The 25,880-nt window shown below is 67.7% G+C and carries 22 protein-coding genes and 1 pseudogene; 7 read left to right on the top strand and 16 right to left on the bottom strand.

What is annotated here, in order from left to right; translation table 11 throughout:
- Positions 1-229: 229 nt before the first annotated feature.
- From IEY36_RS05340 to carA, 9 genes are all read right to left on the bottom strand, one after another.
- Positions 230-1,489: a threonine ammonia-lyase gene (locus IEY36_RS05340; RefSeq protein WP_188965878.1), complete on the bottom strand. Its 1,260-nt coding sequence runs from the start codon at positions 1,487-1,489 to the stop codon at positions 230-232.
- An 89-nt stretch (positions 1,490-1,578) separates the two neighbouring features.
- Complete coding sequence (greA, locus tag IEY36_RS05335; RefSeq protein ID WP_188965877.1) at positions 1,579-2,052, bottom strand: transcription elongation factor GreA; 474 nt, start codon at positions 2,050-2,052, stop codon at positions 1,579-1,581.
- Between the two features lie 114 nt (positions 2,053-2,166).
- Positions 2,167-5,412, bottom strand: a complete 3,246-nt coding sequence (gene carB / locus IEY36_RS05330) for a carbamoyl-phosphate synthase large subunit (protein ID WP_188965876.1) — start codon at positions 5,410-5,412, stop codon at positions 2,167-2,169.
- A gap of 8 nt (positions 5,413-5,420) precedes the next feature.
- Positions 5,421-5,708, bottom strand: coding sequence for a hypothetical protein (locus IEY36_RS05325; RefSeq protein WP_188965875.1), 288 nt, complete (start codon positions 5,706-5,708; stop codon positions 5,421-5,423).
- Positions 5,705-5,998 carry a hypothetical protein gene (locus tag IEY36_RS05320; RefSeq protein WP_188965874.1) on the bottom strand — a complete coding sequence of 98 codons (294 nt, stop codon included), beginning with the start codon at positions 5,996-5,998 and terminating at the stop codon, positions 5,705-5,707. The genes IEY36_RS05325 and IEY36_RS05320 overlap by 4 nt, the downstream gene beginning before the upstream one ends.
- An 85-nt stretch (positions 5,999-6,083) precedes the next feature.
- The gene (locus IEY36_RS05315; RefSeq protein WP_188965873.1) at positions 6,084-6,383 is read right to left on the bottom strand and encodes a hypothetical protein; all 300 of its coding nucleotides are present in this window, start codon (positions 6,381-6,383) and stop codon (positions 6,084-6,086) included.
- On the bottom strand, positions 6,380-7,012 hold the full coding sequence (locus IEY36_RS05310) for a LysE family translocator (RefSeq protein ID WP_188965872.1): 633 nt from the start codon (positions 7,010-7,012) through the stop codon (positions 6,380-6,382). Before IEY36_RS05310 ends, IEY36_RS05315 begins: the two co-directional genes overlap by 4 nt.
- Positions 7,012-7,770: an SDR family NAD(P)-dependent oxidoreductase gene (locus IEY36_RS05305; protein ID WP_188965871.1), complete on the bottom strand. Its 759-nt coding sequence runs from the start codon at positions 7,768-7,770 to the stop codon at positions 7,012-7,014. Before IEY36_RS05305 ends, IEY36_RS05310 begins: the two co-directional genes overlap by 1 nt.
- Positions 7,771-7,855: 85 nt before the next feature.
- Complete coding sequence (carA, locus tag IEY36_RS05300; protein ID WP_229681179.1) at positions 7,856-9,241, bottom strand: glutamine-hydrolyzing carbamoyl-phosphate synthase small subunit; 1,386 nt, start codon at positions 9,239-9,241, stop codon at positions 7,856-7,858.
- A gap of 111 nt (positions 9,242-9,352) precedes the next feature.
- On the opposite strand from carA, the gene IEY36_RS05295 reads away from it, so the two are divergent.
- Positions 9,353-9,805 (top strand): GatB/YqeY domain-containing protein, encoded by a 453-nt coding sequence (locus tag IEY36_RS05295; RefSeq protein ID WP_188965869.1) that lies wholly within the window; start codon positions 9,353-9,355, stop codon positions 9,803-9,805.
- 120 nt (positions 9,806-9,925) lie between these two features.
- On the top strand, positions 9,926-10,375 hold the full coding sequence (locus tag IEY36_RS05290) for a DUF3592 domain-containing protein (protein WP_188965868.1): 450 nt from the start codon (positions 9,926-9,928) through the stop codon (positions 10,373-10,375).
- A gap of 42 nt (positions 10,376-10,417) precedes the next feature.
- Here the strand turns inward: IEY36_RS05290 and IEY36_RS05285 are convergent, their stop codons facing one another.
- Positions 10,418-10,636 carry a DUF3126 family protein gene (locus IEY36_RS05285; protein WP_188965867.1) on the bottom strand — a complete coding sequence of 73 codons (219 nt, stop codon included), beginning with the start codon at positions 10,634-10,636 and terminating at the stop codon, positions 10,418-10,420.
- 146 nt (positions 10,637-10,782) lie between these two features.
- Here IEY36_RS05285 and dnaG point away from each other — a divergent pair, with 146 nt between their 5' ends.
- The 3 genes from dnaG (at position 10,783) to IEY36_RS05270 (ending at position 15,261) form a co-directional block, all read left to right on the top strand.
- A complete protein-coding gene (dnaG, locus tag IEY36_RS05280; protein ID WP_188965866.1) occupies positions 10,783-12,582 on the top strand; it encodes a DNA primase in 1,800 nt (599 codons plus the stop codon).
- A 70-nt stretch (positions 12,583-12,652) separates the two neighbouring features.
- A complete protein-coding gene (gene rpoD / locus IEY36_RS05275) occupies positions 12,653-14,575 on the top strand; it encodes an RNA polymerase sigma factor RpoD (RefSeq protein WP_188965865.1) in 1,923 nt (640 codons plus the stop codon).
- A 116-nt stretch (positions 14,576-14,691) separates the two neighbouring features.
- Positions 14,692-15,261, top strand: coding sequence for a GNAT family N-acetyltransferase (locus IEY36_RS05270; protein WP_229681146.1), 570 nt, complete (start codon positions 14,692-14,694; stop codon positions 15,259-15,261).
- On the opposite strand, the gene IEY36_RS05265 is transcribed toward IEY36_RS05270, so the two are convergent.
- The 5 genes and pseudogenes from IEY36_RS05265 to IEY36_RS05245 all read right to left on the bottom strand — a co-directional run.
- The gene (locus tag IEY36_RS05265) at positions 15,233-17,326 is read right to left on the bottom strand and encodes a protein-disulfide reductase DsbD family protein (RefSeq protein WP_229681145.1); all 2,094 of its coding nucleotides are present in this window, start codon (positions 17,324-17,326) and stop codon (positions 15,233-15,235) included. The genes IEY36_RS05270 and IEY36_RS05265 overlap by 29 nt on opposite strands.
- Positions 17,327-17,434: 108 nt before the next feature.
- Positions 17,435-18,151 (bottom strand): MgtC/SapB family protein, encoded by a 717-nt coding sequence (locus IEY36_RS05260; RefSeq protein ID WP_188965864.1) that lies wholly within the window; start codon positions 18,149-18,151, stop codon positions 17,435-17,437.
- A gap of 80 nt (positions 18,152-18,231) precedes the next feature.
- Entirely contained in the window at positions 18,232-19,875 is a 1,644-nt protein-coding gene (locus IEY36_RS05255; protein ID WP_188965863.1) for an FAD-dependent oxidoreductase, read from the bottom strand.
- Positions 19,876-20,047: 172 nt separating this feature from the next.
- Complete coding sequence (locus tag IEY36_RS05250; protein WP_229681144.1) at positions 20,048-22,168, bottom strand: sodium-translocating pyrophosphatase; 2,121 nt, start codon at positions 22,166-22,168, stop codon at positions 20,048-20,050.
- A gap of 570 nt (positions 22,169-22,738) precedes the next feature.
- Positions 22,739-23,153: pseudogene (locus IEY36_RS05245) on the bottom strand (IS5 family transposase); the annotation flags it as partial.
- 300 nt (positions 23,154-23,453) lie between these two features.
- Here IEY36_RS05245 and IEY36_RS05240 point away from each other — a divergent pair.
- Complete coding sequence (locus tag IEY36_RS05240) at positions 23,454-23,975, top strand: MarR family winged helix-turn-helix transcriptional regulator (protein ID WP_188965860.1); 522 nt, start codon at positions 23,454-23,456, stop codon at positions 23,973-23,975.
- On the opposite strand, the gene IEY36_RS05235 is transcribed toward IEY36_RS05240, so the two are convergent.
- Positions 23,972-24,865, bottom strand: coding sequence for a TauD/TfdA dioxygenase family protein (locus tag IEY36_RS05235; RefSeq protein WP_188965859.1), 894 nt, complete (start codon positions 24,863-24,865; stop codon positions 23,972-23,974). The genes IEY36_RS05240 and IEY36_RS05235 overlap by 4 nt on opposite strands.
- Before the next feature lie 235 nt (positions 24,866-25,100).
- Here IEY36_RS05235 and IEY36_RS05230 point away from each other — a divergent pair, with 235 nt between their 5' ends.
- Entirely contained in the window at positions 25,101-25,880 is a 780-nt protein-coding gene (locus IEY36_RS05230; RefSeq protein WP_188965858.1) for an HpcH/HpaI aldolase family protein, read from the top strand.

Here is a 25,880-nt window from a genome sequence, read left to right as displayed (position 1 = left end):
TCATATCAAGACGAAGTCGTTCCGGGCACGATGCCCGGTAATGCGCTTGGTACCGGGCGCGGTGTGCGCCCTGAACCAGTGAAACCCCAGCCCTGCCCATCGCCAGGTGCAAGGTCTCCAAAGTCCTTAACTGGCGGGTTCCCATGCGCGTTGCATAGCAACGTCAATGGGTCCTCGTGGTGGGGTGAGGTGCGGAGCGGGGGCGAAGCCCTTCTCCGGTCCCCCGGCATCACCCGCGCCGCACCACGTAATCCGCCGCTTCCATTGCCGCGATGATGGCGTCGCCCTGGGCCTGATCGCGCACTTCCACCATCAGATGCAGTTCCGTGCTCTGCACCGTCGGCGCGCCGAACAACTGCTGGTGCTTCACCTCGATCACATTGCCGCCAAGATCCGAGATGCGCGCAGCGATGTCGGCGAGAACGCCGGGGCGGTCGGGGATGTCGAAATGCAGTCGCAGGATCCTCCCGTCGCGCAGCAGCTGGCGCAGCAGCACGTTGGACAGGGCCCGCGCGTCGATGTTGCCGCCGCAGACCGTTGTGCCGGTGACCTTGCCGGCGAAGCGTTCCGGATAGGTCAGGATCGCCGCCAGCGCCGCAGCGCCGGCCCCTTCGGCGACCACTTTGGCACCCTCGACGAGCAGGGCGACGGCCTGCTCCACCGCGCGTTCGGGCACCAGTAGCACCTCGACGTCCAGGTCACGCAGGATCCCAAGCGGCGTCTCGCCCACATCGCGCACGGCGATGCCCTCGGCGATGGTCGGCCCGCCGACCGAGACCGGCTGCCCCGCCAGGCGCTGCGCCATGGCGGGATAGCCTTCCACCTCGACGCCATAGACCTTCATGCCGGGGCGCAGTTCGGCGGCCGCGCTCGCGACCCCGGCACACAGCCCGCCGCCGCCGATCGGGATGACCAGCACCTCGATCTCCGGCGCATCCTCGAGTATCTCAAGCGCCATGGTGCCCTGGCCGGCGATGACGCCGACATCGTCATAGGGATGGATGAACACCAGCCCCTCGCGGCGGGCGAGGTCATGCGCATGGGCGGCAGCCTCGGCCAGTGTCTCGCCGTGGAGAACGACGCGCGCGCCCCAGGATTCGGTGCGCACCACCTTCGTCGCCGGGGTGAATTTCGGCATCACGATCGTGGCCGCGACGCCGGCGAGCTGCGCATGCCGCGCCACCGCCTGCGCATGGTTTCCGGCCGACATGGCGATGACGCCGGCGGCGCGTTCGTGCGCGCTCAGCAGCGCGAGACGGTTCGCGGCACCGCGTTCCTTGAAGGCGCCGGTCGCCTGCAGGTTGTCGAGCTTGAGCATCACGCGCGTGCCGGCGGCGCGGCTGACGGCCGGGCTCTCAATCGTCGGCGTGCGCAGAATGGCCCCGCGAATTCGCTCCGCCGCGGCACGAATGTCGGCGAGCGTCACACTCGGCACGACAGGGGCCTCGGTGGCCGCGGCAAGACCGCGGATCGCATTCACGGCGGACATTGGTGATCCTCACTGTGGTGGACAAGAAAGAAGAAGGGCGCACCGGGTTTCCCCGGAGCGCCCTGGCCGCACGGCAATGGAACCGGCGGTCAGGTGAAACGCACGGCGGTAATCTCGACCGACCGGGCGCCGCCAGGGGCGGGGACTTCGACGGAATCACCGATCTTGCGGCCCATCAGCGCCTTGGCCAGCGGCGAGGTGACGGAGATCGACCCGTTCTTCATGTCGGCCTCATACTGGCCGATGATGCGGTAGGTCTTCTCGTCTTCGCTTTCCTCGTCGACGATCGTGACATGCGCGCCGAACAGCACCTTGTTGCCGGAAAGCCGGGCGACATCGATCACCTCGACCGAGGGGATAATCGATTCAAGCTCCCCGATGCGGCCCTCGATGAAGGACTGGCGTTCGCGCGCGGCATGGTATTCGGCGTTCTCCGACAGATCACCATGGGCGCGCGCTTCCGCGATCGCCCGGATGATGGCCGGGCGCTCTTCGGATTTCAGGACCTTCAACTCCTCCTCCAGGCGCACGAGGCCCTCGGCGGTCATCGGGAACTTCTGCACAGCAAACCCTTCCCATAGAAAGCGCCCCCCAAAGCCGACCCTCGGTCCGGTTCAGCCAGGCCCGACGGCGCTGGGGGGAGAGACGCCACGGGGGCCCGAAAGGCCCCCATGCGGTCAGAATGATGTATCAAAATACGCCTGCAGGGGCGCCACATCAAGGGTTCCGGCCTTCAGTGCCGCAATCGCATGCACCGCAGCCCGCGCTCCAGCCGCCGTGGTGTAGTGCGGAATGCCATGCGTCAGGGCCGAGCGCCGGATGTCGAAGCTGTCCGCCACCGACTGCCCGCCGCCGGTGGTGTTGATCACCAGCTGGATGTCGCCGGACTTCATGGCGTCGACGCAATGTGGCCGACCCTCCAGCACTTTGTTGACGATCTGCACCTCCAGCCCGGCCTCGCGAATGCGCGCCGCGGTGCCGCGGGTCGCAAGGATTCGGAAGCCCATATCCGACAGGCGCCGCGCGAGGGTGACCGCCGCCGCCTTGTCGCTCTCCTTCACGGAGATGAAGGCGGTGCCTTCCTCCGGGAGCTTCACCCCGGCGCCGAGCTGCGCCTTGAGGAAGGCACGCTCGAAGGAATGGTCGAGGCCCATCACCTCGCCTGTCGACTTCATCTCCGGCCCGAGAATGACATCGACATTGGGGAAACGGTTGAAGGGGAAAACGGCTTCCTTGACCGCAACATGGCGCGAGACGGCATCGTCATCGAGCTTGAAGCTGGACAGATGCTCGCCCGCCATGACGCGGGCGCCGATCTTGGCCACGGCGATGCCGGTCGCCTTGGCGACGAAGGGGACGGTGCGCGAGGCGCGGGGGTTTACTTCGAGCACGAAGATCTCGCCGTCCTTGACGGCGTACTGCACGTTCATCAGCCCCTGCACCTTGAGCGCGCGGGCCATCGCTTCCGTCTCGGCCTTGAGTTCCGTCACGATGGCGGGCGGGAGCGAATAGGGCGGCAGCGAGCAGGCGGAATCGCCCGAATGGATGCCGGCTTCCTCGATGTGCTCCATCACCCCCGCGACATAGACCTGGCCGACGGCGTCGCAGATGCAGTCGACATCGACCTCGATCGCGTCGGCCAGATACTGGTCGATCAGGATGGGGTTCTCGCCCGAGACCTTTACCGCCTCCGCGCCGAAGCGCCGCAGTTGCTCGTCGTTATGCGCGATCTCCATCGCACGGCCCCCGAGAACATAGGACGGGCGCACCACGACCGGATAGCCGATGCGGTTGGCCTCGCTGACGGCCTCGTCCAGCGTGCGCGCCGTACCGTTCTGCGGCTGCTTCAGGCCGAGGCCCTTCAGCAGCTGTTGGAAGCGCTCGCGGTCCTCGGCGATGTCGATGGCCTCGGCCGAGGTGCCGAGGATCGGAATGCCCGCCTTGTGCAACGCCTGGGACAGCTTCAGCGGCGTCTGCCCGCCATATTGCACGATGCAGCCGAGCACCTCACCGGATTCCTGTTCCTTGCGGATCAGGGCGATGACGTCCTCGGCCGTCAGTGGTTCGAAATACAGCCGGTCGGAGGTGTCGTAGTCGGTCGACACAGTCTCGGGATTGCAGTTGACCATGATGGTCTCATAGCCGGCATCGCGCAGCGCGTAGCAGGCATGGACGCAGCAATAGTCGAATTCGATGCCCTGGCCGATGCGGTTCGGCCCGCCGCCGAGGATGATGACCTTCCTACGCGCCGTCGGTCGTGATTCGCAGACAGGCGTGCCGAAGCCGCCCTCATAGGTCGAATACATGTACGGCGTGTCGGAGGCGAATTCGCCCGCGCAGGTGTCGATGCGCTTGTAGACCGGCTGCACCCCAAGCTTGCCGCGCAGCGCCGTGACTTCCGTCTCCTTCACGCCGGCGAGCTTCGCCAGCCGCATGTCGGAGAAGCCGAGCGCCTTCAGGTTGCGCATGGCAGGCGCGCTCTGTGGCAGGCCCTTGGCGCGAATTTCGTTCTCGGCGAGCACGATCTTCTCGACTTCACGCAGGAACCACGGGTCGAATTTGCAGGCCTCGTGGATCTCGTCGAGCGAGACGCCGGCGCGCATCGCCTGCGCCGCCATCAGGATGCGGTCCGGCCGCGGTGTCGCCAGCGCGGCGTGGAAGGCCTGGGCCGAACCGTCGCCCGGCACCGGCAGGTCATCGAGGCCGGTGAAGCCCGTCTCCAGCCCGCGCAGACCTTTCTGCAAGGCCTCCGCGAAGGAGCGGCCTATCGCCATGGTCTCGCCGACTGACTTCATTGAGGTCGTCAAGGTTGCCGGCGTGCCGGGGAACTTCTCGAAGGTGAAGCGCGGGATCTTGACCACGACATAGTCGATCGTCGGCTCGAAGCTCGCCGGCGTGACCATGGTGATGTCGTTCTGCAATTCGTCGAGCGTGTAGCCGACGGCGAGCTTCGCCGCGATCTTGGCGATCGGGAAGCCGGTCGCCTTCGAGGCCAGTGCGGAGGAGCGCGACACGCGCGGATTCATCTCGATGACGACCATGCGTCCATCGGCGGGGTTGATGCCGAACTGCACGTTGGACCCGCCGGTATCGACGCCGATCTCGCGCAAACACGCGATCGAGGCGTCGCGCATGCGCTGGTATTCCTTGTCGGTCAGCGTCAGCGCCGGGGCGATGGTGACGCTGTCGCCGGTATGCACGCCCATCGCGTCGAGATTCTCGATGGAGCAGATGATGATGCAGTTGTCCGCGCGGTCGCGGACGACCTCCATCTCGTATTCCTTCCAGCCCAGCACGCTTTCCTCGACCAGTACTTCGCTGGTCATGGAGGCGGCGAGGCCGGCGGCAACGATCTGGTCGAATTCCTCGCGGTTGTAAGCGATGCCGCCGCCGGTGCCGCCGAGCGTGAAGGATGGCCGGATGACGCAGGGCAGCCCCACCACCTTCAGCGCATCCCAGGCTTCCGGCATGGTGTGCGCGATCTCGCTGCGCGGGCTCTCGATGCCGATCTTCGTCATCGCATTGCGGAACTTCTGGCGATCCTCGGCCTTGTCGATGACCTCGGCCTTCGCCCCGATCAGCTCGCAGCCGTATTTCTCAAGAATGCCGGCCTCGGCCAGCTTCAACGACGTGTTGAGCGCGGTCTGCCCGCCCATCGTCGGCAGCAGCGCGTCGGGGCGCTCCTTGGCGATGATCTTCTCGACGATCTCGACCGTGATCGGCTCGATGTAGGTGGCATCCGCCAGCCCGGGATCGGTCATGATCGTGGCCGGGTTGGAATTCACCAGGATGACGCGGTAGCCCTCGGCGCGCAGCGCCTTGCAGGCCTGGGCGCCGGAATAGTCGAATTCGCAGGCCTGGCCGATGACGATCGGGCCGGCGCCAATGATGAGGATGGACTTGATGTCGGTGCGCTTGGGCATTGGGTCGGTCAGCCTCTGCGAAAGAAAATGAGAAGTATGGGCAGCACCATCACCTGCAACAGCAAGGTGGCGCCGAGGGTCAGCAGCGCGACCTCGTCGTCGCGCAGCACGGCATCGCCGAGCACGCCGCCGAGGCCGGCCAGCGCCAGGGCCGCCAGTACAGCGGCCGGCGCGCGATAGATCGTCGCCAGGTCACGCAGCCACCACCAGGCCAGTGGCAACGCCAGCAGCGCCGCGACCGCGGCCAGCAGCAGCACCACATAGAGCGGCGTGAAATCGATCGCGATGTCGCTCACGGCGCATGGCCGCGCGTGAAGAAAACCCAGCCCAGCAGCGCCACGCCTACAGGGGCGAAGATGGCGAAGGCGAAGGGTGGGGACAGCACCAGCAGGTGCAGGTCGAAGCCATCCGGCGGCAGGCGCGATGCCGACCAGCCGACAAAGGTGAACCCCGCCAGCATGACCAGCACCGGCGCGAGCAGCGCCGCCGCCCAGCGCGGCAGGAAGCCTGGCCGCAGCCGATAAACCAGCGCGGACAGCGCCAGCGCCGCCAGTTCGGCCAGGACCAACACGAGGAGCAACAGCATCACGCGTGGTGTCCCGTTGCCGGCGTCACGGTCAGCAACAGCACGACATGGCCGGGCAGGGCAGGGAGGTCATGGATCATCGCTGTCATCGCCTGTGCGGAAACAGCAGCAGCACGAGGAAGGCGAGCAACGCGAAGATCGCGCCGCCGAGCAGACCGCCGCCCATGGCTTCGTCGACGAAGCTCGCGCGCTCGAAATTCGCGGCCCACAGGCCTGCCCCACCGATGGCGATGCCATAGGCCGCGCAGACGGCGACGAAGGGCCGCAATGGCCGCATCCCGGTCAGGCTGCGCGTCAGTCGCCAGAACAGCACGACCGCCGGCAGGAAGACGACCAGCGCCGCCGTCGCGCCATGCGCAAGTGCATCGAGGCCATAATAGTTCATCGCCGTCCCTCGCTGGCGAGCTTCACGGCGATCAACGCCAGAGCCGCGCCGAGAACCCAACGCTGCGCCGCCATCCAGCCCGGCCGCGTGCCAAGGAAGCGCGCGACACCCGCCGCGCCATAGATCAAGGCGCCGTCGAAGATGATGGCGACGAGGACCTGCACCGCCCCAAGTACCACGCCCTGGGTGAAGACATCGCCGCGCGCCGGGTCGATGAAGGGCGGCAGCACGGCCACGTAGAACAGCGCGACCTTCGGGTTCAGCGCCGCCGTGGCGAAGCCGACCGAGAACAGCCGCGCCGCTGGCTCGCGCGGCATCGCGCGGGGCGCGAAGATCGGCTGCCCGCCGGGGCGCAGGCATTGCCAGGCGAGCCATGCCAGATAGGCCGCGCCACCAAGGCGCAGCACATCCCAGGCATAGGGCACGGCGAACAGCGCCGCGGTCAGCCCGGCGGCGGCACACAGCATGATGACCAGCGAGCCGGCCTGGCAGCCGACGAGCGACACCATGCCCGCCCCGGTTCCCTGCGCGAGCGCGCGGGAGACGAGATAGAGCATGTTCGGCCCCGGCGTTGCCGCGAGGCCGAAGGACAGCGCGGCGAAGACCAGCAGCGTCTCAATGGAGGGCATCAGCCGTGAACCGAGAACCCGCCATCCACCGGAATCGCCACCCCGGTGATGAAGGCCGCCGCGTCGGATGCGAGGAACGCCGCGACGCCTTCGAAATCGCCGGGCGTGCCCCAGCGCTTCGTCGGCGTGCGTCGCAGCACGTCCTCGTTCAGATTGACCATGTCGGTGCGCGCCTTGCGCGTCAGGTCGGTGTCGATCCAGCCGGGCAGGATGACGTTCACCGTGATGCCGTCCTCCGCCCAGGCCACTGCCATCGACTTCGTCATCTGCACCACGCCGCCCTTCGACGCGCCATAGGCGGCATGAAAAGGCAGGCCGAAGATTGACAGCATCGACCCGTTGTTGATGACGCGGCCCACGCCGCCCTTCTTCAGCCACGGATGCGCCGCCTGCGCCGCGATCATGCCGCTGGTCAGGTTGGTCGCGATGACGGTGTGCCAATCCTCCATCCGGTAGACCTCCGGACGGTTGCGGATGTTCGTGCCGGCATTGTTCACCAGGATATCGAGCCGCCCGAGCCGCTCGGCCGTGGTCGCGACCATGGCGCGGATCGACGCCTCATCGGTGACATCGACCTCCACGGCATCGGCCGTCGCGCCGAGCGCCCGCAACTCAGCCACCGCGGCGGCATTCTTCGCCGCATTGCGCCCGGCCACCATCACGGATGCGCCGGCCTTGGCCAGCCCCCGCGCGAAGCCGAGTCCGATGCCGCCATTTCCGCCGGTGACGAGCGCCGCGCGCCCCTTCAGATCGAACATGCCGTTCTCCCGTTTGTACGCGTCCGGTGCGGACCGTCAGGCCTGGGGCGTTGCGGTCACCGGTCGCGGTTCTGCGCCGGCGGGTTCAGGCCCGGCCAGCCTTGGACGCCGCCATCATCTCGACGAAACGATGGAACAGGTAGTGGCTATCGGTCGGCCCCGGGCTCGCTTCGGGGTGGTACTGCACGGAGAAGGCCGGCCGGTCGGTCGCCGCGATGCCTTCATTGGTGCCGTCGAACAGCGAGACGTGGGTGACCTTCGCCGTGTCCGGCAGCGTCTTCGGGTCCACCGCGAAGCCGTGATTCTGGCTGGTGATCTCGACCTTGCCGGTGGTCAGGTCCTTCACCGGCTGGTTCGCCCCGCGATGGCCGCGCGGCAGCTTGAAGGTCTTGGCCCCCAACGACAGCGCTAGCAACTGATGCCCCAGGCAGATGCCGAACACCGGCACCTGGCTCGCCATCACGCCCTGGATCGCCGGCACGGCGTATTCGCCCGTCGCCGCCGGGTCCCCCGGGCCGTTCGAGAGGAACACCCCATCCGGCTTGTGGGCGAGGATCTCCTCGGCGGTCGCCGTCGCCGGCACCACCACCACGTCGCAGCCGGCCGAGGCCAGGCAGCGCAGGATGTTGCGCTTCGCCCCGTAATCGACCGCAACGACCTTGTGCGTCGGCGCCGTCTGCTGCCCGAAACCCGTCGACCAGGCCCATTCGGTCTCGTTCCAGGCGAAGCTCTGGCGGCAGGTGACCTCCTTGGCCAGGTCCATCCCTTCCAGCCCCGGCCAGCCGGCGGCCTGCGCCTTCAGCGCTGCGATGTCGAACTTGCCGTCCGCCCGGTGGCTGATCACGCCATTCGGCGCCCCGCCATCGCGGATCAGCACGGTCAGCGCCCGCGTATCCACCCCGGCGAGCCCGGCGATGCCATGCGAGACCAGCCAGCCATTCAGATGCTTGGTCGAACGGTAATTGGCCGGCTCGGTCACATCCTGGCGGACGATCAGGCCGCGAGCGGCCGGCGTCACGCTTTCGAGATCCTCGATATTGGTCCCGACGTTGCCGATGTGGGGGAAGGTGAAGGTGATGATCTGGCCGGCATAGGACGGGTCGGTCAGCGTCTCCTGATACCCCGTCATGCCGGTGTTGAAGCAGACCTCGCCGACCGCCGAGGTCTCGGCGCCGAAGCCTCGGCCCCAGATGATGGTCCCGTCGGCCAGCACCAGGCAGCCCGTGGCACCATCGGGGGGAGTATCGGCAGAGGCCATGGTCGGCTCCGTCTTCAGGGTTTCGCCGGGCGTACCCGGCAGGTCGGACAGGGAAAGGCCGGTCGCGGAGAGAACCGCGGGCCAGTGTTTGGCCGGGATGGCCCGGGCCTGGCGCCATTTGCGGATCGCCTCGGTGCCGACGCCGCAATGCGACGCCGCCGCCTCGGGACCTCCGAGCAGGGCGATGATATCTTCCACGGTGCGCATGGGCAGGGTTATGCCGGGAACTGATTTCCCAGTGCAAGCTGATTCAGGTGGATGGGAAATTTCCTCCCAGGCGACTGAAGCGCTATATCCGTGCCAACCAGACCGAGGACCTCGACCATGTCACTCCGCGACCGTTTCACCGATGAGCTCAAGACCGCGATGCGCGCCGGCGAGGCCGCCCGTGTCTCCACCCTGCGCATGATCACGGCCAAATTGAAGGACAGCGACATCGCCGCCCGCCCCGGCCCACCGATCGACGAGGCCGGCATCATCGCCATGCTGCGCGGCATGGCGAAGTCGCGCGCCGAGAGCGTGACGATGTACCGCCAGGGCGGCCGCGAGGAGCTGGCGGCCAAGGAAGAAGCCGAGATCGCGATCATCGACAGCTTCCTGCCGCAGCAGCTGGACGATGCCGCGATGGCGGCCGCGGTCGACGCCGCCGTGGCCGAGGCCGGCGCGACCAGTGTCAAGGAGATGGGCAAGGTGATGGCGGTGCTGAAGGGCAAGTATGCCGCGGTGCTCGACATGGCCAAGGCGGGACCGATGGTGAAGGCGCGACTCGGCGGCTGATGGGGGACGGCGCTTCGCGATCGCCCCATGATGGCCTCCGGCTATTCCGCTGCCGCAACGCGGTCTAGCCTCGCGGCGCAACCGGATGCCCAAGGCGTCCATCGCGCTGGAGCGCCGGGCATGGCCACCGCATCGTCATCGCAAAGCCGCTGGGTCTACTTCGCCTTCTGCTTCGGCCTCGGCGGACTCTTCGCCTGGTATGCCTGGTCGCAGGCGAGTGCCCATTGGTCGCTCGCCTCCCGTGGCCAGCGTACCGAGGCCGCCATCGTCGGCTATGACGAGGTCCGCGGGCGCCGCAGCACGACCTGGTATCCGGTGTTTCAGTTCACTACGCCGGACGGCCGCCGGGTGCAGGCGGCGTCAGGCGTTTCAGCCGAACCCGCCCAATTGCGGCGCGGCAACCGCGTGACTGTCGTCTACGACCCGGCGCATCCGGAGACGGTGCAGCAGGCCTCCGCGCTGGAAGGCGGGCCGGGCGTGACGCCCTGGATCCTGGCCGCGATGGCGCTGCTCATGTTCGCGCTGGCCTCGGTCTTTCTGCTGCCGCAGAAGCCGCGGAAGATGGCCTGAGGGGGGCGGGGAACCCGGTGGGGCGGTTTCCCCGCCGTCGCCTCAGTTCGGCATCTCGAGGTCTTCGGACAGCACAACGATCTGCACGGCGTAGGAGACTTCGCCATCCTCGGCGTCGCGATGGATGGTGCCGATGAACTCGTCGCCGACGCGCAGTTCGACGCTCGCGCCCTTACGCTCGGGAGCCATCACGGCAATCCGGTTGTTGCCGAACAGGCGGCGGAGATGGGCTTGCACGGCGGCGCGTTCAGCCGGGGTCATGGCGGGGTCCTCATGTATGGATCGGGCGGCTGGATAGCTCCGCCGTCACGGCGGCGCAAATTGCCGGCGGCGGGCCGCCCCGCCCACGCTTTTCTTTCCGGGCCATCCAACCCGACCCCCGCCTTGTGCTAAAGGCCCAGGAACCGATGGCCCTCAGTCCCGCATTCCTCGACGAGCTGCGCGCCCGCACGCCCTTGCCCGGCCTGATCGGCCGCAAGACGCGCCTGCTGAAGTCCGGGCGCAACTGGAAGGGGTGCTGCCCCTTCCATGGCGAGAAGACGCCCTCCTTCTACGTCTATGACGACCATTTCCACTGCTTCGGCTGTGGCGCGCATGGCGATGCCATCTCCTTCCTGATGCGGGCGGAGGGCGCCGCCTTCCCCGAAGCCGTGGAGCGCCTGGCCGCCGAGGCCGGGCTGGAGGTGCCCAAGCCGTCCGCCCAGGACGCCGCGCGGGAGCGCCGGGCGCGCGATCTGCACGCCGTGATGGCCGCCGCCGCCGAGGCCTATCATCGCCGCCTGTTCCTGCCCGAGGGCCGACCCGCCCTCGATTACCTGCGGCGGCGCGGGCTGAAGGAACAGACGATCCGCGACTTCCTGCTCGGCTGGGCTCCGGGCGGGCGCGGCGCCATCGCCGCCGACCTGCGTGGCGAGGACATCACCGAGGACCAGCTGATCGAAGCCGGCCTGTTGCGCGAGGGCGAGGGCGGCGAGCCTTCGCGCGATTTCTTCTTCTCCCGCGTGATGTTCCCGATCCGCGACCGGCGTGGCCGGGTGATCGCGTTCGGCGGGCGCATCCTCGGCGATGGCCAGCCGAAATACGTCAACAGCCCGGAGACCCCGCTCTTTCGCAAGCGACTCGGGCTGTACGGGCTGGACCTCGCCCGCGAAGGTGCCTTTCGCGGCGCCACGGTGGTCGCCGTCGAGGGCTACATGGACGTGATCGCCCTGCATCAGGCGGGCTTCACCGGGGCGGTCGCACCCCTCGGCACGGCGCTGACCCCCGAACAGTTGGAAGAATTGTGGCGGATCTCCCCCGAGCCGGTGCTGTGCTTCGACGGCGACGCCGCCGGCGCGCGGGCGGCGGCGCGGGCGGCGGAACTCGCCCTGCCGCTGATCTCGACCGAGCGGACGCTGCGCCTCGCCACCCTTCCGGCCGGCGAGGACCCCGACACGCTGACCGCCAAGCGCGGCCCTGCCGCCTTCCAGGGCGTGCTCGACGCCGCGCGGCCGATGTCCGACGCCCTGTTCGGCCTGATCACCGAGGGCCGCCCCTCGGCCACCCCAGAACAGCGCGCCGCGTTGCGCAATCGGCTCGCCGGCGTCGCCGGCACAATCACCGACAAATCCCTGGCGGCAGAATACCGGCGGGTGTTGCTCGACCGCTTCTTCGCCGCCTCGCGCATCAAGCCCGGCGGACGGCCGCCGCCGCCGCGCCGCCCGGCCCGCCCGGTCATCGAAGCCGGCCCTGTGCGGGCCGAACGGGCACGGATGATGTTCGCCATCATCCTGCGTCACCCCTGGATTCTGTCGCAGGTGGAGGAGGCGATCGGCCTGCTCGACCTGCCCGAAGGCCCCGCCGCGCAATTGCGGGCCGCGATTCTCGCATGGCCTGTGGCTGCGGAACCGCTTGACTCCGAAGGGTTGATCGCCCACCTCGCCAAGTACGGTGTGGAAGATGCGGTAGCCTGGGCCCTGATGCCCACAGGACTGCCCCTGGCAGCGAGGCCCGAGGCCTTGCCGGGTGAAGTCGAGGAAGGCTTCTGGCATTTCTTCCTGCGCCTGCGTGGCGAGGCGGAGTTGATCGAGGACCAGCAGGAAGCCCGGCAGACACTGGCCGAGACGAATGATGCCTCGGCGCAGCGCCGGCTTATCCTGGTGACGGAGGCGCTCGACGCCATCCGCCGTGGGGAAGCGGCCTCGGGGGCGGCAGGCGACGCCGCATAGGATAGAGAGTTTTTTTTCGGGCATCCGGCTACCCCGGATGCCCGAAACCGTTGGACGGAGCGGAATGCGCATGGCGAGCAAGGCGGCGACCGGGGCTGAGACGACCGAGACGCGGGACGAGCAGGTCGAGGGACTGTTGCTCGACACCCAGTCCGCGGCCGTGAAGAAGCTGATCGCCCGTGGCAAGGAGCGGGGCTACGTCACCGTGGACGAGCTCAACGCCGCGCTGCCCTCCGAACAGGTTTCCTCCGAGATGATCGAGGACACCATGGCGAACCTGAGCGAAGCCGGGATCAACGTCGTCGAGGCCGAGGAAACCGAGGACGGCGAGGCCGTCGCCAAGCCGGCCGAAAAGAAGGACGGCGAGGAGGAGGAGGAATCCGGCGGCAACGTCGATGAGGAAACCCTCGGCCGCACCGACGACCCCGTGCGCATGTACCTGCGCGAGATGGGCTCGGTCGAACTGCTCTCGCGCGAGGGCGAGATCGCCATCGCCAAGCGCATCGAGGCCGGCCGCGACATGATGATTGGCGGCTTGTGTGAAAGCCCGCTGACCTTCCAGGCCATCCTGCGCTGGCATGAGGCGGTGCGCGCGAGCCCGCCGCGCATGCTGCTGCGCGACGTGATCGACCTCGAAGCCACCCAGACCGCCGGCAACCCCGACAGCCCCCCGCCTGAGGCCGCCGAGGAGGAATTCGAGGAAGGCGACGAGAATGAGGGCATGGGCCTCTCGCTTTCCGCCCTCGAGGAAAAGCTGAAGCCCGAGGTACTGGCGAACTTCGAGCAGATCGAAAGCCTCTACGGCAAGCTCCAGAAGCTCTCGAACAAGCGGATGGATGCCTACCATGCGGGCGAGGAACTCGCCGGCCGCGGCGAGAAGAACTACGAGAAGCTTCGCCGCGAGCTGATTGCGCTGGTGGAGAAGGTGCATCTCCACAACAACCGCATCGAGGAGCTGGTCGACCAGCTCAAGGGCCTCAACCGCAAGCTGACCGTGCTCGAAGGCCAGGTGCTCCGCCAGGCTGAGGCGCACAAGGTCAAGCGCGAGGATTTCCTGCAGCATTGGCGCGGCTCGGAACTCGACCCGGCCTGGCTCGAGCGCGTCGGAGCCCTGCCGTCCAAGTACTGGAAGGCCTTCGTCGCCAAATCGAGCACTGAGGTCGAGGTGATCCGCGCCCGCATCGCCGAGGTCGCCAACCTGACCGGCATGCCAGTTGCCGAATACAAGCGCGTCTACGCCACCGTCTCGCGCGGCGAGCGCGACATGACGCAGGCCAAGAAGGAGATGATCGAGGCAAACCTCCGCCTCGTGATCTCCATCGCGAAGAAATACACCAATCGCGGCCTGCAGTTCCTCGACCTGATCCAGGAAGGCAACATCGGCCTGATGAAGGCGGTCGATAAGTTCGAATACCGCCGCGGCTACAAATTCAGCACCTACGCCACCTGGTGGATCCGCCAGGCGATCACCCGCTCGATCGCCGACCAGGCGCGCACCATCCGCATCCCCGTGCACATGATCGAAACGATCAACAAGCTGGTGCGCACCTCGCGGCAGATGCTGCACGAGATCGGCCGCGAACCGCAGCCCGAGGAGCTCGCCGAAAAGCTCGGCATGCCGCTCGAGAAGGTCCGCAAGGTGCTCAAGATCGCCAAGGAGCCGATCTCCCTCGAAACACCGATCGGCGACGAGGAAGACAGCCATCTCGGCGACTTCATCGAGGACAAGGCCGCCGTCATCCCGCTCGATGCCGCCATCCAGTCCAACCTGCGCGAGGCGACGACGCGCGTGCTGGCCAGCCTCACCCCGCGTGAGGAACGCGTGCTGCGCATGCGCTTCGGCATCGGCATGAACACCGACCACACGCTGGAAGAAGTTGGCCAGCAGTTCAACGTGACGCGCGAACGCATCCGGCAGATCGAGGCCAAGGCCCTGCGCAAGCTCAAGCACCCCTCGCGGTCGCGGAAGCTGCGCTCCTTCCTCGACAACTGATCGCGGTTCGGCGGCTGGGCCGCATGTGCGGGGGGCCTGGCCCCAGGGTCAGCGACCGCTGTTGACCGCCCCCCATCGCCTCCGCGAGACTCGCGCCACCAGGAGGGGCCCGCGCCATGGCGGCAACGATGAATGCGGTTCAGGAGGTGATGGTCGACGTCACCTTCCTGCGCATGGAATCCCGGCCGACCGACCCGGTGCGGCCGCTGCCGCCCGACGTGCGGGTCGAGCAGGCGCGCCACTGTTCGGTGCCCTTCTACCGCTACCTCTACGACACGGTGGGCGAGCCCTGGCTGTGGTGGATGCGCCGCACTGCCTCGGATGCCGACCTCGCCGCGCTGCTGTCGCTGCCGGCCGTGTCGATCCATGTGCTGATGAAGGATGGCGAGCCGGCGGGGTTCTACGAACTCGACCGGCGCCATCCGCATTCCGTCAACCTGGCCTATTTCGGGCTGATGCCCTGGGCGATCGGCAGCGGGCTGGGCCGTGCCTTCCTACGCCACGCTATAGACACCGCCTGGGCCGCCGGCCGGCCGGCGATCACGGTGAATACCTGCACCGCCGACCATCCCCGCGCGCTGCCGGCCTATGTCTCGGCTGGCTTCCAGCGGCTACGCACCGTGCGTGAAATCTGGCCGGTGCCGACCCGCCTCGGCCTTACGATCCCGCCGCACCTGATGCGTTGAGCGCGTCCAGCACGATCCCCTCGGTGAGGATCTGCGGCAGGATGCGCGGCGCCGTCGCGCCCGCCGGGTAGAACAGGTACAGCGGCACCCCGTCGCGCCCATGCGCGCGCAGCATGGCGGTGATCGCCGGGTCACCTCGCGTCCAGTCGCCGACCAGGGTGGTGATGCCGCGCTGCTCGAAGGCCTGCCGTACCCCAGCGCTCGATAGTGCGAGACGTTCATTGACCTTGCAGGTGATGCACCAGGCCGCGGTCAGGTTGACGAAGACCGGGCGACCCTCGGCCCGCAACTCGGCGAGGCGGGCCTCGGACCACGCTTCTCCGCCCGCCGCTTCGGCGGCCTGCGCCGGCGCCGGGGCGGCATGTAGCACCGGCAGCAGCGCCAGCGCGCCGAGCAAGGCGACACCGCCAGCCAGCCGCCCCAGCCGCCCACCGGACCCCTGCGCCAGCCCGACCGCCCAGGCAGCGAAGCCGATCAGCACGGCCCCCATCAGCACCAGCAGCACCGCCGACGGCCCGGCCTGTTCCGCCAGCACCCAGACCAGCCAGGCGGCCGCGCCATACATCGGGAAGGCGAGGCCCTGCTTCAGCCGGTCCATCCACACCCCCGGCTTCGGCAGCGCCCGCGCCAGCCCAGGCGCGAGGCCCAGCAGCGCATAGGGCAGCGCCATCCCGAGCCCCATGGCGCCGAAGACGGCCAGTGCCTCGACCGCGCCGAGCCCCAGTGCCGCGCCGATCGCCGCCGCCATGAAGGGCGCGGTGCAGGGCGTGGCGACCAGCACCGCCAGCGCCCCGGTGAAGAACGACCCGGCATGCCCACCCTTGGCCGCCAGCGCCCCACCGGCCGCGGCCGGCCCACCCACCGCATAGACGCCCGACAGGTTCAACCCGACCGCGAGCATCAGCCAAGCCATCGCGCCCACGAAGACCGGCGACGTGAATTGGAAGCCCCAACCGGCCACGCCGCCGGCCGCGCGCAGCCCGATCATCACCCCGCCTAGGGCGAGGAACGACAGCACCACCCCGGCCGTATAGGAGCCCGCATGCGCCCGCACGGCGGCGCGCGCCTGCCCCGAAAGCCGCGCCAGCGCCACCGCCTTCATGGCGAGGATCGGGAAGACACAGGGCATCAGGTTGAGGATCAGCCCGCCCAGCGCGGCGAACAGCACCGCCTGCCACAACGGCAGCCCGCCCGCCGCAGGCACCGGCCCCGGCGCGGCCGAGACCAGATAGGCCCCGCGTACCCCCGCGGCATCCGTGATGGCGACGACGCCCTCGATGCTGGCCGGCAGCGCATCCGCCCGCGCCCGCGTCAGGCCGAGGCGCAGCGTGCCGTCGCGCAGCGTCAGCGGCTGTGGCGCGGCATTGTCGAGGAGGTTGACCTCCAGCGGGAAGAAGAACGCCTCGCGTACCGCATTGGCAGTGATCAGCGGACCGGCGAGTTCCACCGCGCCTTGCAGCCCGTCGAAACCGGCGCGCGCGGCGAAGGGGCCGGCGCGCGGTTCGGCGGCCTCGGCGGCGATGAAGGCCGGGCCGGTCACCGGGTCGGGGCGCGGCGTGACCTCGACGGGGATGTCGAGGCGGAAGGCGCCTTCCTCCGGAATGCAGACCTGTTCGCAGACCAGCCAGGTCGCGTCGGCGGTCAGGGTGAAGGTATCACCTGGGCGCAGCGACGTGGATGCGATGACCGGGATGGTGAAGACCGCCTCACCCTCATAGCCGAAATTCACCAGCGGGCCGAAGGGGATACGTTGCGGCGCCGGGAAGCGCATGGTGCCCGCGGTGGCACCCTCAGGCAGCGCGAAGGTCACTTCCGGCGGTTGCCCGGCATCGCCCGGATTGATCCAGTAGGTATGCCAGCCTGGCGCGAGGCGCTGCCGCAGCGCGACGCGGAAGGCCTGGCCTGGGGCGATCGCCGCCTGGTCGGCCATCAGCGTGACGGTGGCGCGCGGGGACCGGACAGGGGTGCTTTCGACCGCCCGCGCCGCGGGGGTGAAGGCCATCACGGTGGCGAGGAGGGCGAGCAGGCGCAACATGGAGTGCATGAAGGGTCTGGGGCGGCTCAACGCAAGTCCCCTTTCGGTGAAAGCGGCGTAGGGTGCCCGCCCGCCAAACCCGCCCAGCGGCCACGGCCGATCGGCCAGCGCCTGCGCAAGGCCGCTGCGAAGGGCGCGTCATTCCAACGTGCTGCTCTCCCATGTGGCGTGGCTGATACCCGGATGGCCGGCGAGCTCGCGCATCACCCCTTCGATCTCCACCGTCACCACCGTAGTGCTGACCAATACGGCGGTGACCTCTGTCGTGCCGTCGCTGTGTTCGGTCACCTCGATATCCGCGACCGGGTAATGCGCTGCCTGCAGGCGATCGATCAGGTGGCGGCGCACCCTGGGCAGGCTGGCCGGCTCGGTGGTCACGCGCACCTCGATGCGCGCTTCGGTGGTCGCGTCATTGACCGGGATGCGTTCGATCCAGGTCACCACCGGCCGCAGCAGCGTATTGCCGGCCAGGACGAAGACGGTGATCAGCACTGCCTCCACCGCCAAGTCCGACCCGGCGGCGGCGCCGACCGCCGCCGAACACCACAACGTCGCCGCGGTGTTCAGGCCGCGTACATTCAGCCCGTCCTTCATGATGACACCGGCGCCGAGGAAGCCGATGCCGGAGACGACATACGAGATCACGCGCACTGCTTCGGCATCGCCAGCCAGCCGCTGGGCGATATCGACGAAGGCGGCGGCGCCCACGGCGACCAGCGTATTGGTGCGCAGCCCGGCACTGCGCTGGCGGAATTGCCGTTCGACACCGATCAGCGTCCCCAGGACGAAGGCGACGAACAGGCTGAAGATGCTGTCCAGGACGGGCAGCAGGTGAACGGTTTCAACGAAGCGCAAAACGAGGACTCGCCGGCCAGGAGGGAATTTGCTCGCATCCTAACAGGCGGGCGGCGTCGTGGTGTGCTGTCAGGAAAGTGTCATGCCGTCCGCTTGGCGGCCCGGGTCGCGATCATGGCGTGGATCTGCGCGACGACCGCCGCGCCCTCACCGACCGCGGCCGCGACGCGCTTCGTCGAACCGGCCCGCACATCGCCGATAGCGAAGACCCCCGGCATGGTCGTCTCCAGCGGCAGGGCGCCCTGGCCGGTGACGACGAAACCCTTGGCGTCGGTGGCCGCGCGACCTCCCAGCCATTCAGCATTGGGGTCGGCGCCGATGAACAAGAAGATGTGGCGCAGAGCGCGGCGCTGCACCGTCCCACGCGCATGATTCATGATGGTGACAAAGGACAGACCTGACGCGCGATCGCCTTCCAGCCGCGTGATCTCGGCGCCGACATGGATCTCGACATTGGGCTGGGCGGCGATCCGGTCGACCAGATAGCGGGACATCGTCTCCGCGAGATCGCGCCGGACAATCAGGTGAAGCCGTTTGACATGGGGGGCGAGGAACACCACGGCCTGGCCTGCCGAATTGCCACCGCCGACCAGGGCGACCTCCTCGCCGCTGCAAATGCGTGCCTCGATGGGCGACGCCCAGTAGGAGACGCCTGCGCCTTCGAAGGTCGCCAGGTTGGGAATGGCGGGTCGCCGATAGCGAGCGCCGGAGGCGACCACGACACTGCGCGCCCGCACCTGGCGGTCGCCGGACAGCGTCAGGGTCAGCCGGTCGTCCGCACAGGCAAGGTTTTCGACCGTGACCGGGATGAGGATTTCGGCACCAAATTTGACCGCTTGGTTGACGGCGCGGGCAGCCAAGGCGTGGCCCGAAATCCCGGTGGGAAAGCCGAGGTAGTTCTCAATCCTGGCCGAAGCGCCTGCCTGCCCGCCCGTCGCGTGCTGATCAAGCACGATGACCGACAGTCCCTCCGATGCGGCGTAGACGGCGGCGGCAAGGCCCGCCGGCCCCGCACCGACGATCGCGACATCATAGACTACCGTTGGGTCCAGTGCGGGTGTCATGCCGAGGCAGCCGGCGAGTTCGGCGTCGTTCGGGTTGCGCAGCAGCGCGCCGCCCGGGCAGACGACCAGGGGCAATTCGTCGGGCAGCACCCCGAGTCGTTCGACCAGCGCCCGACCCTCGGAATCGCGAGCCGCATCGAGCACAAGATGAGGGAAGCCACTGCGCGTCAGGAAGCCTTGCAGCCGCAGGATGTCCGGGCTGTCCGGCAGCCCGATCAGGATCGTGCCCGCACCGCCTACCTCGATCAGGCCAACGCGGCGCAGGATGAGCGCCCGCATCACGACCTCGCCCAACTCGGCCGAACCGACCATCAGGGCGCGCAGATGCGCCGCGTCGAAGGGCAGGGCGAGGCATCCCTCGGGCCCGGCGCGGCCGGCCGCGATCGAGGGGCGGCCGGCGAGTTGGTTGACCTCGCCGCTGAACTGGCCAACCCGGTGCGTGGTGATCGGGACCTCGGGATTCAGCCCGTCGCGGCGGACGATGTCGATGGTGCCGTCCAGCACGAACCAGGCCGGCGCGTCCTGCTCGCCGATGGCATAGAGCGCCTCATGCGCCGCGAAGTGCCGGGCCGGGCCGCTGGCGAAGCGCCGGGCGATCTCGATCTGCGCGGCGTCGAGCACGGGGAACATCTGGTGCTCGCGGGTGGTCAGGGAATTCATGCGGCTGTCCGATCTGCTGCTGAGAGACCAGAGGATGGTCCGCCACTCAGCGACCTGCCACCGCGATTGACGCAAAGGTTATGAAGGGGCGCGACAATATCCGGGTCCGGCAAGGCCCGCTGCGCCACAGACAGGCCGGTCCGGAGGGGCTTGGCCCCTCCGGTGTTCAGGCTCAGCTATGCGCCAGCATCGCCAGCAGCAGCAGGGCGACGATGTTGGTGATCTTGATCATCGGGTTCACCGCCGGGCCGGCGGTGTCCTTGTACGGGTCGCCCACCGTGTCGCCGGTGACCGCCGCCTTGTGGGCGTCCGACCCCTTGCCGCCATGGTGGCCGTCTTCGATGTACTTCTTGGCGTTGTCCCAGGCGCCGCCGCCGGTGGTCATGCTGACCGCGACGAAGAAGCCGTTGACGATGACGCCGAGCAGCATCGCGCCGAGGGCTGCGAAGGCCTGCGCCTTGCCCGCGATCGCTTGGATGCCGAAGTAGATCACCAGCGGCGAGAGCACCGGCAGCAGCGAGGGGATGATCATCTCCTTGATCGCCGCCTTGGTCAGCATGTCCACCGCGCGGCCGTAATCCGGCTTCTCGGTGCCCAGCATGATCCCCGGTTTCTCGCGGAACTGACGGCGGACTTCCTCGACAACCGACATCGCCGCGCGACCGACCGCCGTCATCGCCATGCCGCCGAACAGGTACGGCAGCATGCCGCCGAACAGCAGCCCGACGACGACGTAGGGATTGGCCAGCGAGAAGTCGATCGCCGTGATCCCCGCGAAGTACGGGTACTGCACCGAATTGGCGATGAAGTAACTGAGGTCCTGCGTATAGGCCGCGAACAGCACCACCGCACCGAGTGCGGCCGAACCGATCGCATAGCCCTTGGTCACCGCCTTGGTGGTGTTGCCCACCGCGTCGAGCGCATCGGTGGTCTGGCGGATCTCCTTGGGTAGCCCGGCCATCTCGGCGATGCCGCCGGCATTATCGGTCACCGGCCCGAAGGCATCGAGCGCCACGACCATTCCCGCCAGGGCGAGCATGGTCGTGACCGCGATGGCGATGCCGTACAGCCCGGCCAGCGCATAGGCCACCAAGATGCCGGCGATGATCACCAGCGCCGGCAGCGCAGTGGACTCCATCGAGACCGCCAGACCGCGGATCACGTTGGTGCCATGCCCGGTCACCGAGGCTTCCGCGATCGACTTCACCGGGCGGAAATTCGTGCCGGTGTAGTATTCGGTGATCCAGATGATCAGCCCGGTGACCACCAGGCCCACCGTGCCGCACAGGAACAGCGAGAAGGCGGTGAAGCTCGCCCCCGCCGCGGTCGCCGTGCCGCTGCCGAAGATCAGGTAGGTGAGCGGCAGCAGCGCGACGAGCGACAGCGCGCCGGTCACTGCGAAGCCGCGGTACATCGCCCCCATGATGTTGTTGTTCGCCGGCAGCTTCACGAAATAGGTGCCGACGATCGAGGTGACGACGCAGACGCCGCCGATCGCCAGCGGATAGATCATGCCCGCGCGCAGGAACTCCGTACCGGCGAAGGCGATCGCCGCAAGCACCATGGTCGCGACCATGGTCACCGCATAGGTCTCGAACAGGTCGGCCGCCATGCCGGCGCAGTCGCCGACATTGTCGCCCACATTGTCGGCGATGGTGGCGGGGTTGCGGGGGTCGTCCTCGGGGATGCCGGCTTCGACCTTGCCGACCATGTCGCCGCCGACATCAGCACCCTTGGTGAAGATGCCGCCGCCCAACCGCGCGAAGATCGAGATCAGCGAGGCGCCGAAGCCGAGCGCCACCAGCGCGTCGATCACCAGCCGGTCATTCGGTGCATGACCGCCGAGCACGACCAGGATGAAGAAGTAGACGGCGACGCCCAGCAGCGCGAGGCCAGCCACCAGCATGCCGGTGATCGCGCCCGACTTGAACGCCACATCGAGCCCGGCAGCGAGCGAGCCGATCGAGGCCTGCGCCGTGCGCAGATTGGCGCGCACCGAGACGTTCATGCCGATGAACCCGGCCGCCCCCGACAGCACCGCGCCAAGCAGGAAGCCGAACGCGACGGTCATGCCGAGCCGCCAGGCGACCAGCACGAACAGCACCGCCCCGACGATGGCGATGGTGGTGTATTGCCGCTTGAGATAGGCGGAAGCGCCTTCCTGGATCGCCAGGGCGATCTCCTGCATGCGCTCATTGCCCGGATCCCGGGAGAGCACGTCCTTGGCGGTGTATACGCCATAGGCGACGGAACACGCCCCCAGCGCGATCACGATGATCAGCCAAACGGTCAACAAATTTCGGACTCCCCCTTCGAATGCCGCGGCGCTTTGCCGCCCGGGCCCATCTTTCGCAGGCCGGAAGGAAGGCTAGAGGCGGAAGGGGAGGGCGTGCAACGGCACCTGGCGCTTTGGCCGCAAGCGCGGAGTGAAATAGGCGGGAAAACGATGATGAGCAGGGTCAGTACCGTGCGGCAGGACGCCGCAAGGCATCGTGATCGTTGCCGCTGCGAGGCCCATGGCCGGGCCGAGCCGCAGAAAAGGTGGTGTCTTCGGCGAGATTCGAACTCACGGCCCCAGGATTAGGAACAGACTGCTAGCCGCCGTCACGTTCCGACACCCGTCGACCATAGTCTTTGAAATCAAGTGGTTGGCCGGCATAGTGTCGCTGGTTATCGCCATGCACCCTCACAATGCCCCCTTCCGGATGAGTCCGCGCGCGACGTCGTCGCGCTGGCTTGGAGGAAATCCTAAGCTCGTGGCGAGGGTGCGTCGGGGCGGAAACAGGGATCTGGCTGTGTCACCATACCACTGAAGATCTTCACTCAAAGATCTGAGAGCCCATCCGGGTAGTTCTGATTCATGCTTGCCCACATCGTAGGCGGACGGGTCCACCGTAGAGCCGCTTTTGCGCCGTCTTCGCCGTCTGGCTGTCGATGATCGCTGTCGTCGGGCTGGCTTCGCGCCCGGCCTGCTCGCGCACCGCGACAGCGAGAACATGATTGATGCGCTCGATGGTACCTTCCCATTCCCATCGGGAGAAGCAATCCCACACCGTGCATTTCGGTGGCAGATCCGTGGGCAGCGCCTGCCACTGGCAGCCGCTGGTGAGCACGTAGAATACCGCGTTCAGCACCCCGCGCACATCCACGGTGCGCCGCCTGCCACCGCGCTTCGCAGGGCGGATCAGCGGCGCCACCAACGCCCATACGTCGTCGGTCAGGTCAGAGGGGTAGCGCAACCCCCCGCCGATCCGCCGCGCCGATGTTGCGCTGTCCATCCCATCCGTCAGCTACCGCGAATCGTCCAGGGGGACAGCGAATTGCATCCAGTTCAACGGATTCAACTTCTTCCCGGATGGGCTCTTAGCCAAGGAGGGGTTCGAAAGGGTGGAGACTCGCATCGCGCCCGTTCCGCTCCGACGCGATCACTGAATGCCCGCTCTGTGCTGGAAAGCCGCCGATTCATCAGCGATAACGGCCAGCAAGCCTTGCAATCGGGATCCGGGTACCCTCGCGCTGATCCACCCCCGGCTTGGAAACGCAAACGCGGCTGCTGGGACGCGCCGTTCGGAGAGGCCATGAGCGAGACTTCCACAGGCGGACGTCACAAGATTCAGGATTCGACGCTATACCGGATTCATCGGCTGGCCCGTTCGCTGTTCAAGGCCTCCACGAACTACTACGTGCCGCGCTTCGCTCTCGGCGTGCCCGAGATGCGCGTACTGTGGGTGATCTCGGACAATGCGCCGCTGGCGTCGAGCGAGGTGGTCGAGATTGCGGCCATGGACAAGGCACTCGTCAGCCGGGTGATGCAACGGCTGGTCAAGCGCGGCTACGTTGCCGACACCGTCGACTCCAAGGACCACCGCAAGCGCGTTTGGACCCTCACCGCGGTCGGGCAGGATGTGGTGGAGAAACTCGCCCAGCGGCGCCAGTCGCGGCAGGCTCGTGTGCTGGGCTGCATCACGGCACGCGAGCGCAAGCAGCTGAACGAAATGCTCGACCGCCTTTTCGTCGCGTCGGAATCGCTGCGGGCGGATGAGGCGGCGGAGTTGGAGGACCGGCAGCCGCCGGCCGAGCCCCGCCGCCGGAAGGGCTAGCCCGCGGTCTGCGCCCCTTCGGCCTCGGGCAGACCGGCGACCGTCGTGCGATGCAGGGTGCGTCGGTACTTTGCCTTGTCGAAGGTCGTCGCGCGATGCAGCGTGCAGCGGTTGTCCCACATGACGAGGTCGCCCTGCCGCCAATGATGGGTGTGGACGAATTGCGGCTGTGTGCAGTGCGCCATCAGTTCGGCCAGCAGGGCGCGTGCCTCCTCCTCCGGCATGCCGACAATGCCGCCAGCATGCGCGCCAACGAACAGTGACTTGCGCCCGTTCACCGGATTGCGACGCACCAACGGATGTTGCACCGGTGCGAGCGGGCGCTTCGCCTCGCGCTTGAACATGTCCGCATCGACACTCTTCATTGAGGTCTCCACTTGGTGGATCCCGATCAGGTCGTCGATCTGCCGGCGCCGGGCTTCCGGCAACGCTTCGTAGGCGCCGCGCATGGTCGCGAATTCGGTGTCACCCTCGATCGGCGGCACCTCACGGCCCGACAGCAACGAGGCCATGGCCGAGACCGGCTTGTAGGAGCTGTCGCTGTGCCACTGCTCGTTGCGGGTTCGCAGGATCACGCGCTTGTCGGTCAGCTGCATGATCTGGCCGTTCTCGTCCACGTTGGTGATCACCGCGACGTGTGACGGCGTGTAGTTGTTGGCGGCGTGCGGCTCAGTCTTCTCCAGCGGGCCGAAGCGGCGGCTGAAGGCGATCTGGCTCTCGTCGTCCAGGGCCTGGCCGCGAAACACCAGCACCTGGTGCTCGTTGAAGGCCTGCCGAATGTCCTCGAACACCGCGTCGGGCAGCGGGCGGGCGAGGTCGACGCCAGCAACTTCCGCACCAAAGAGGGGATGCAGCGGCGTGACGCGGATGGCGATGTCAGTGGCACTCATGCTTCTTCCTCCCGAGGATTGGCCGAACGGCCAAATTAGGTGATCGATCAACTAACATGTGGCTCGATGGGAGAGCAAGCAGGGAAGAAGATAGTTGGCTAGAGAACGATCAATGCCAAGCTGCATATGATTGACGAGTCAATGGTATGGACCTAGCGTTCCGGTCCTTTCGGGAGGATCAAGGAATGCTTCGACGCCAGCCGCGAGTGATCACCGCCCCTCCGAGCGCAACGCCATGAGCCAGCGCGCCACGCTGAAGGCCAAACTGCGCGCCCGCGAGCCAATGTTCGCCTGCTTCTGCAGCATGCCCTCGCCTGACATGGTGGAGATGATCGGCTACGCCGGCTTCGATTACGTGATCATCGATGCGGAGCATGGCACCATCTCACCTGAGACAATGGTGCACATGATCCGCGCCGCGGATGTCGCCGGCATCCCAGCGCTGGTGCGCGTGCCTTCCGCATCGGAGTTCCACATCCTCGGCGTGTTGGAGATGGGCGCGGCCGGCGTGCAGGTGCCGCATGTCCGCAATGCCGACCAGGCGCGGGAGATCGTGAAGCACGCTCTCTACTCGCCACTCGGCGAGCGCGGCATCAGCAGCCGAACGCGCGCCGCCATGCACGGCATGGTCCGGCCGGCCGACTATCTCTCGTCCCAGGCCCAGCAGACCAGCATCGTACTGATGATTGAGGATGCGGCGACGATCCCGGAAGTAGATGCAATCGCCCGCGTGCCGGGCGTGGATGCGATCTTCGTAGGGCCGTCCGACCTGTCGGCCTCGCTCGGCCGCATCGGCAATCCGAAGCATCCAGACGTGGTGGCGGCGCTGGACACCATCCACCGCAAGGTGCTGGCCGCTGAAGGGCCGGCGCTGGCGACAACGATTCAGACCGCCGCCGACATCCCCGCGATCCGTGCCGCCGGCGCCACAGCGCTGTGCCTCAACGCCGTCTACATCCTGGCGACGCGGCTGCAGGCGGTGGTGAAGGAGTTGCACCCCGAGGTCAGGCCGTGA

This window comes from Neoroseomonas lacus (assembly GCF_014644535.1).
Lineage (GTDB): Bacteria > Pseudomonadota > Alphaproteobacteria > Acetobacterales > Acetobacteraceae > Neoroseomonas > Neoroseomonas lacus.
The sequence above is the reverse complement of the archived record's forward strand: the minus strand, read 5'-3'. Positions and strand labels throughout refer to the sequence as shown.

Excerpts from the sequence above, each read along its gene's own strand:
- IEY36_RS05340 (WP_188965878.1), bottom strand. The coding sequence starts at position 1,489 with ATGTCCGCCGTGAATGCGATCCGCGGTCTTGCCGCGGCCACCGAGGCC.
- carB (WP_188965876.1), bottom strand. The coding sequence starts at position 5,412 with ATGCCCAAGCGCACCGACATCAAGTCCATCCTCATCATTGGCGCCGGC.
- IEY36_RS05320 (WP_188965874.1), bottom strand. The coding sequence starts at position 5,998 with ATGCTGTTGCTCCTCGTGTTGGTCCTGGCCGAACTGGCGGCGCTGGCG.
- IEY36_RS05315 (WP_188965873.1), bottom strand. The coding sequence starts at position 6,383 with ATGAACTATTATGGCCTCGATGCACTTGCGCATGGCGCGACGGCGGCG.
- IEY36_RS05310 (WP_188965872.1), bottom strand. The coding sequence starts at position 7,012 with ATGCCCTCCATTGAGACGCTGCTGGTCTTCGCCGCGCTGTCCTTCGGC.
- IEY36_RS05305 (WP_188965871.1), bottom strand. The coding sequence starts at position 7,770 with ATGTTCGATCTGAAGGGGCGCGCGGCGCTCGTCACCGGCGGAAATGGC.
- IEY36_RS05295 (WP_188965869.1), top strand. The coding sequence starts at position 9,353 with ATGTCACTCCGCGACCGTTTCACCGATGAGCTCAAGACCGCGATGCGC.
- IEY36_RS05290 (WP_188965868.1), top strand. The coding sequence starts at position 9,926 with ATGGCCACCGCATCGTCATCGCAAAGCCGCTGGGTCTACTTCGCCTTC.
- IEY36_RS05285 (WP_188965867.1), bottom strand. The coding sequence starts at position 10,636 with ATGACCCCGGCTGAACGCGCCGCCGTGCAAGCCCATCTCCGCCGCCTG.
- dnaG (WP_188965866.1), top strand. The coding sequence starts at position 10,783 with ATGGCCCTCAGTCCCGCATTCCTCGACGAGCTGCGCGCCCGCACGCCC.
- rpoD (WP_188965865.1), top strand. The coding sequence starts at position 12,653 with ATGGCGAGCAAGGCGGCGACCGGGGCTGAGACGACCGAGACGCGGGAC.
- IEY36_RS05270 (WP_229681146.1), top strand. The coding sequence starts at position 14,692 with ATGGCGGCAACGATGAATGCGGTTCAGGAGGTGATGGTCGACGTCACC.
- IEY36_RS05255 (WP_188965863.1), bottom strand. The coding sequence starts at position 19,875 with ATGAATTCCCTGACCACCCGCGAGCACCAGATGTTCCCCGTGCTCGAC.
- IEY36_RS05240 (WP_188965860.1), top strand. The coding sequence starts at position 23,454 with ATGAGCGAGACTTCCACAGGCGGACGTCACAAGATTCAGGATTCGACG.
- IEY36_RS05235 (WP_188965859.1), bottom strand. The coding sequence starts at position 24,865 with ATGAGTGCCACTGACATCGCCATCCGCGTCACGCCGCTGCATCCCCTC.
- IEY36_RS05230 (WP_188965858.1), top strand. The coding sequence starts at position 25,101 with ATGAGCCAGCGCGCCACGCTGAAGGCCAAACTGCGCGCCCGCGAGCCA.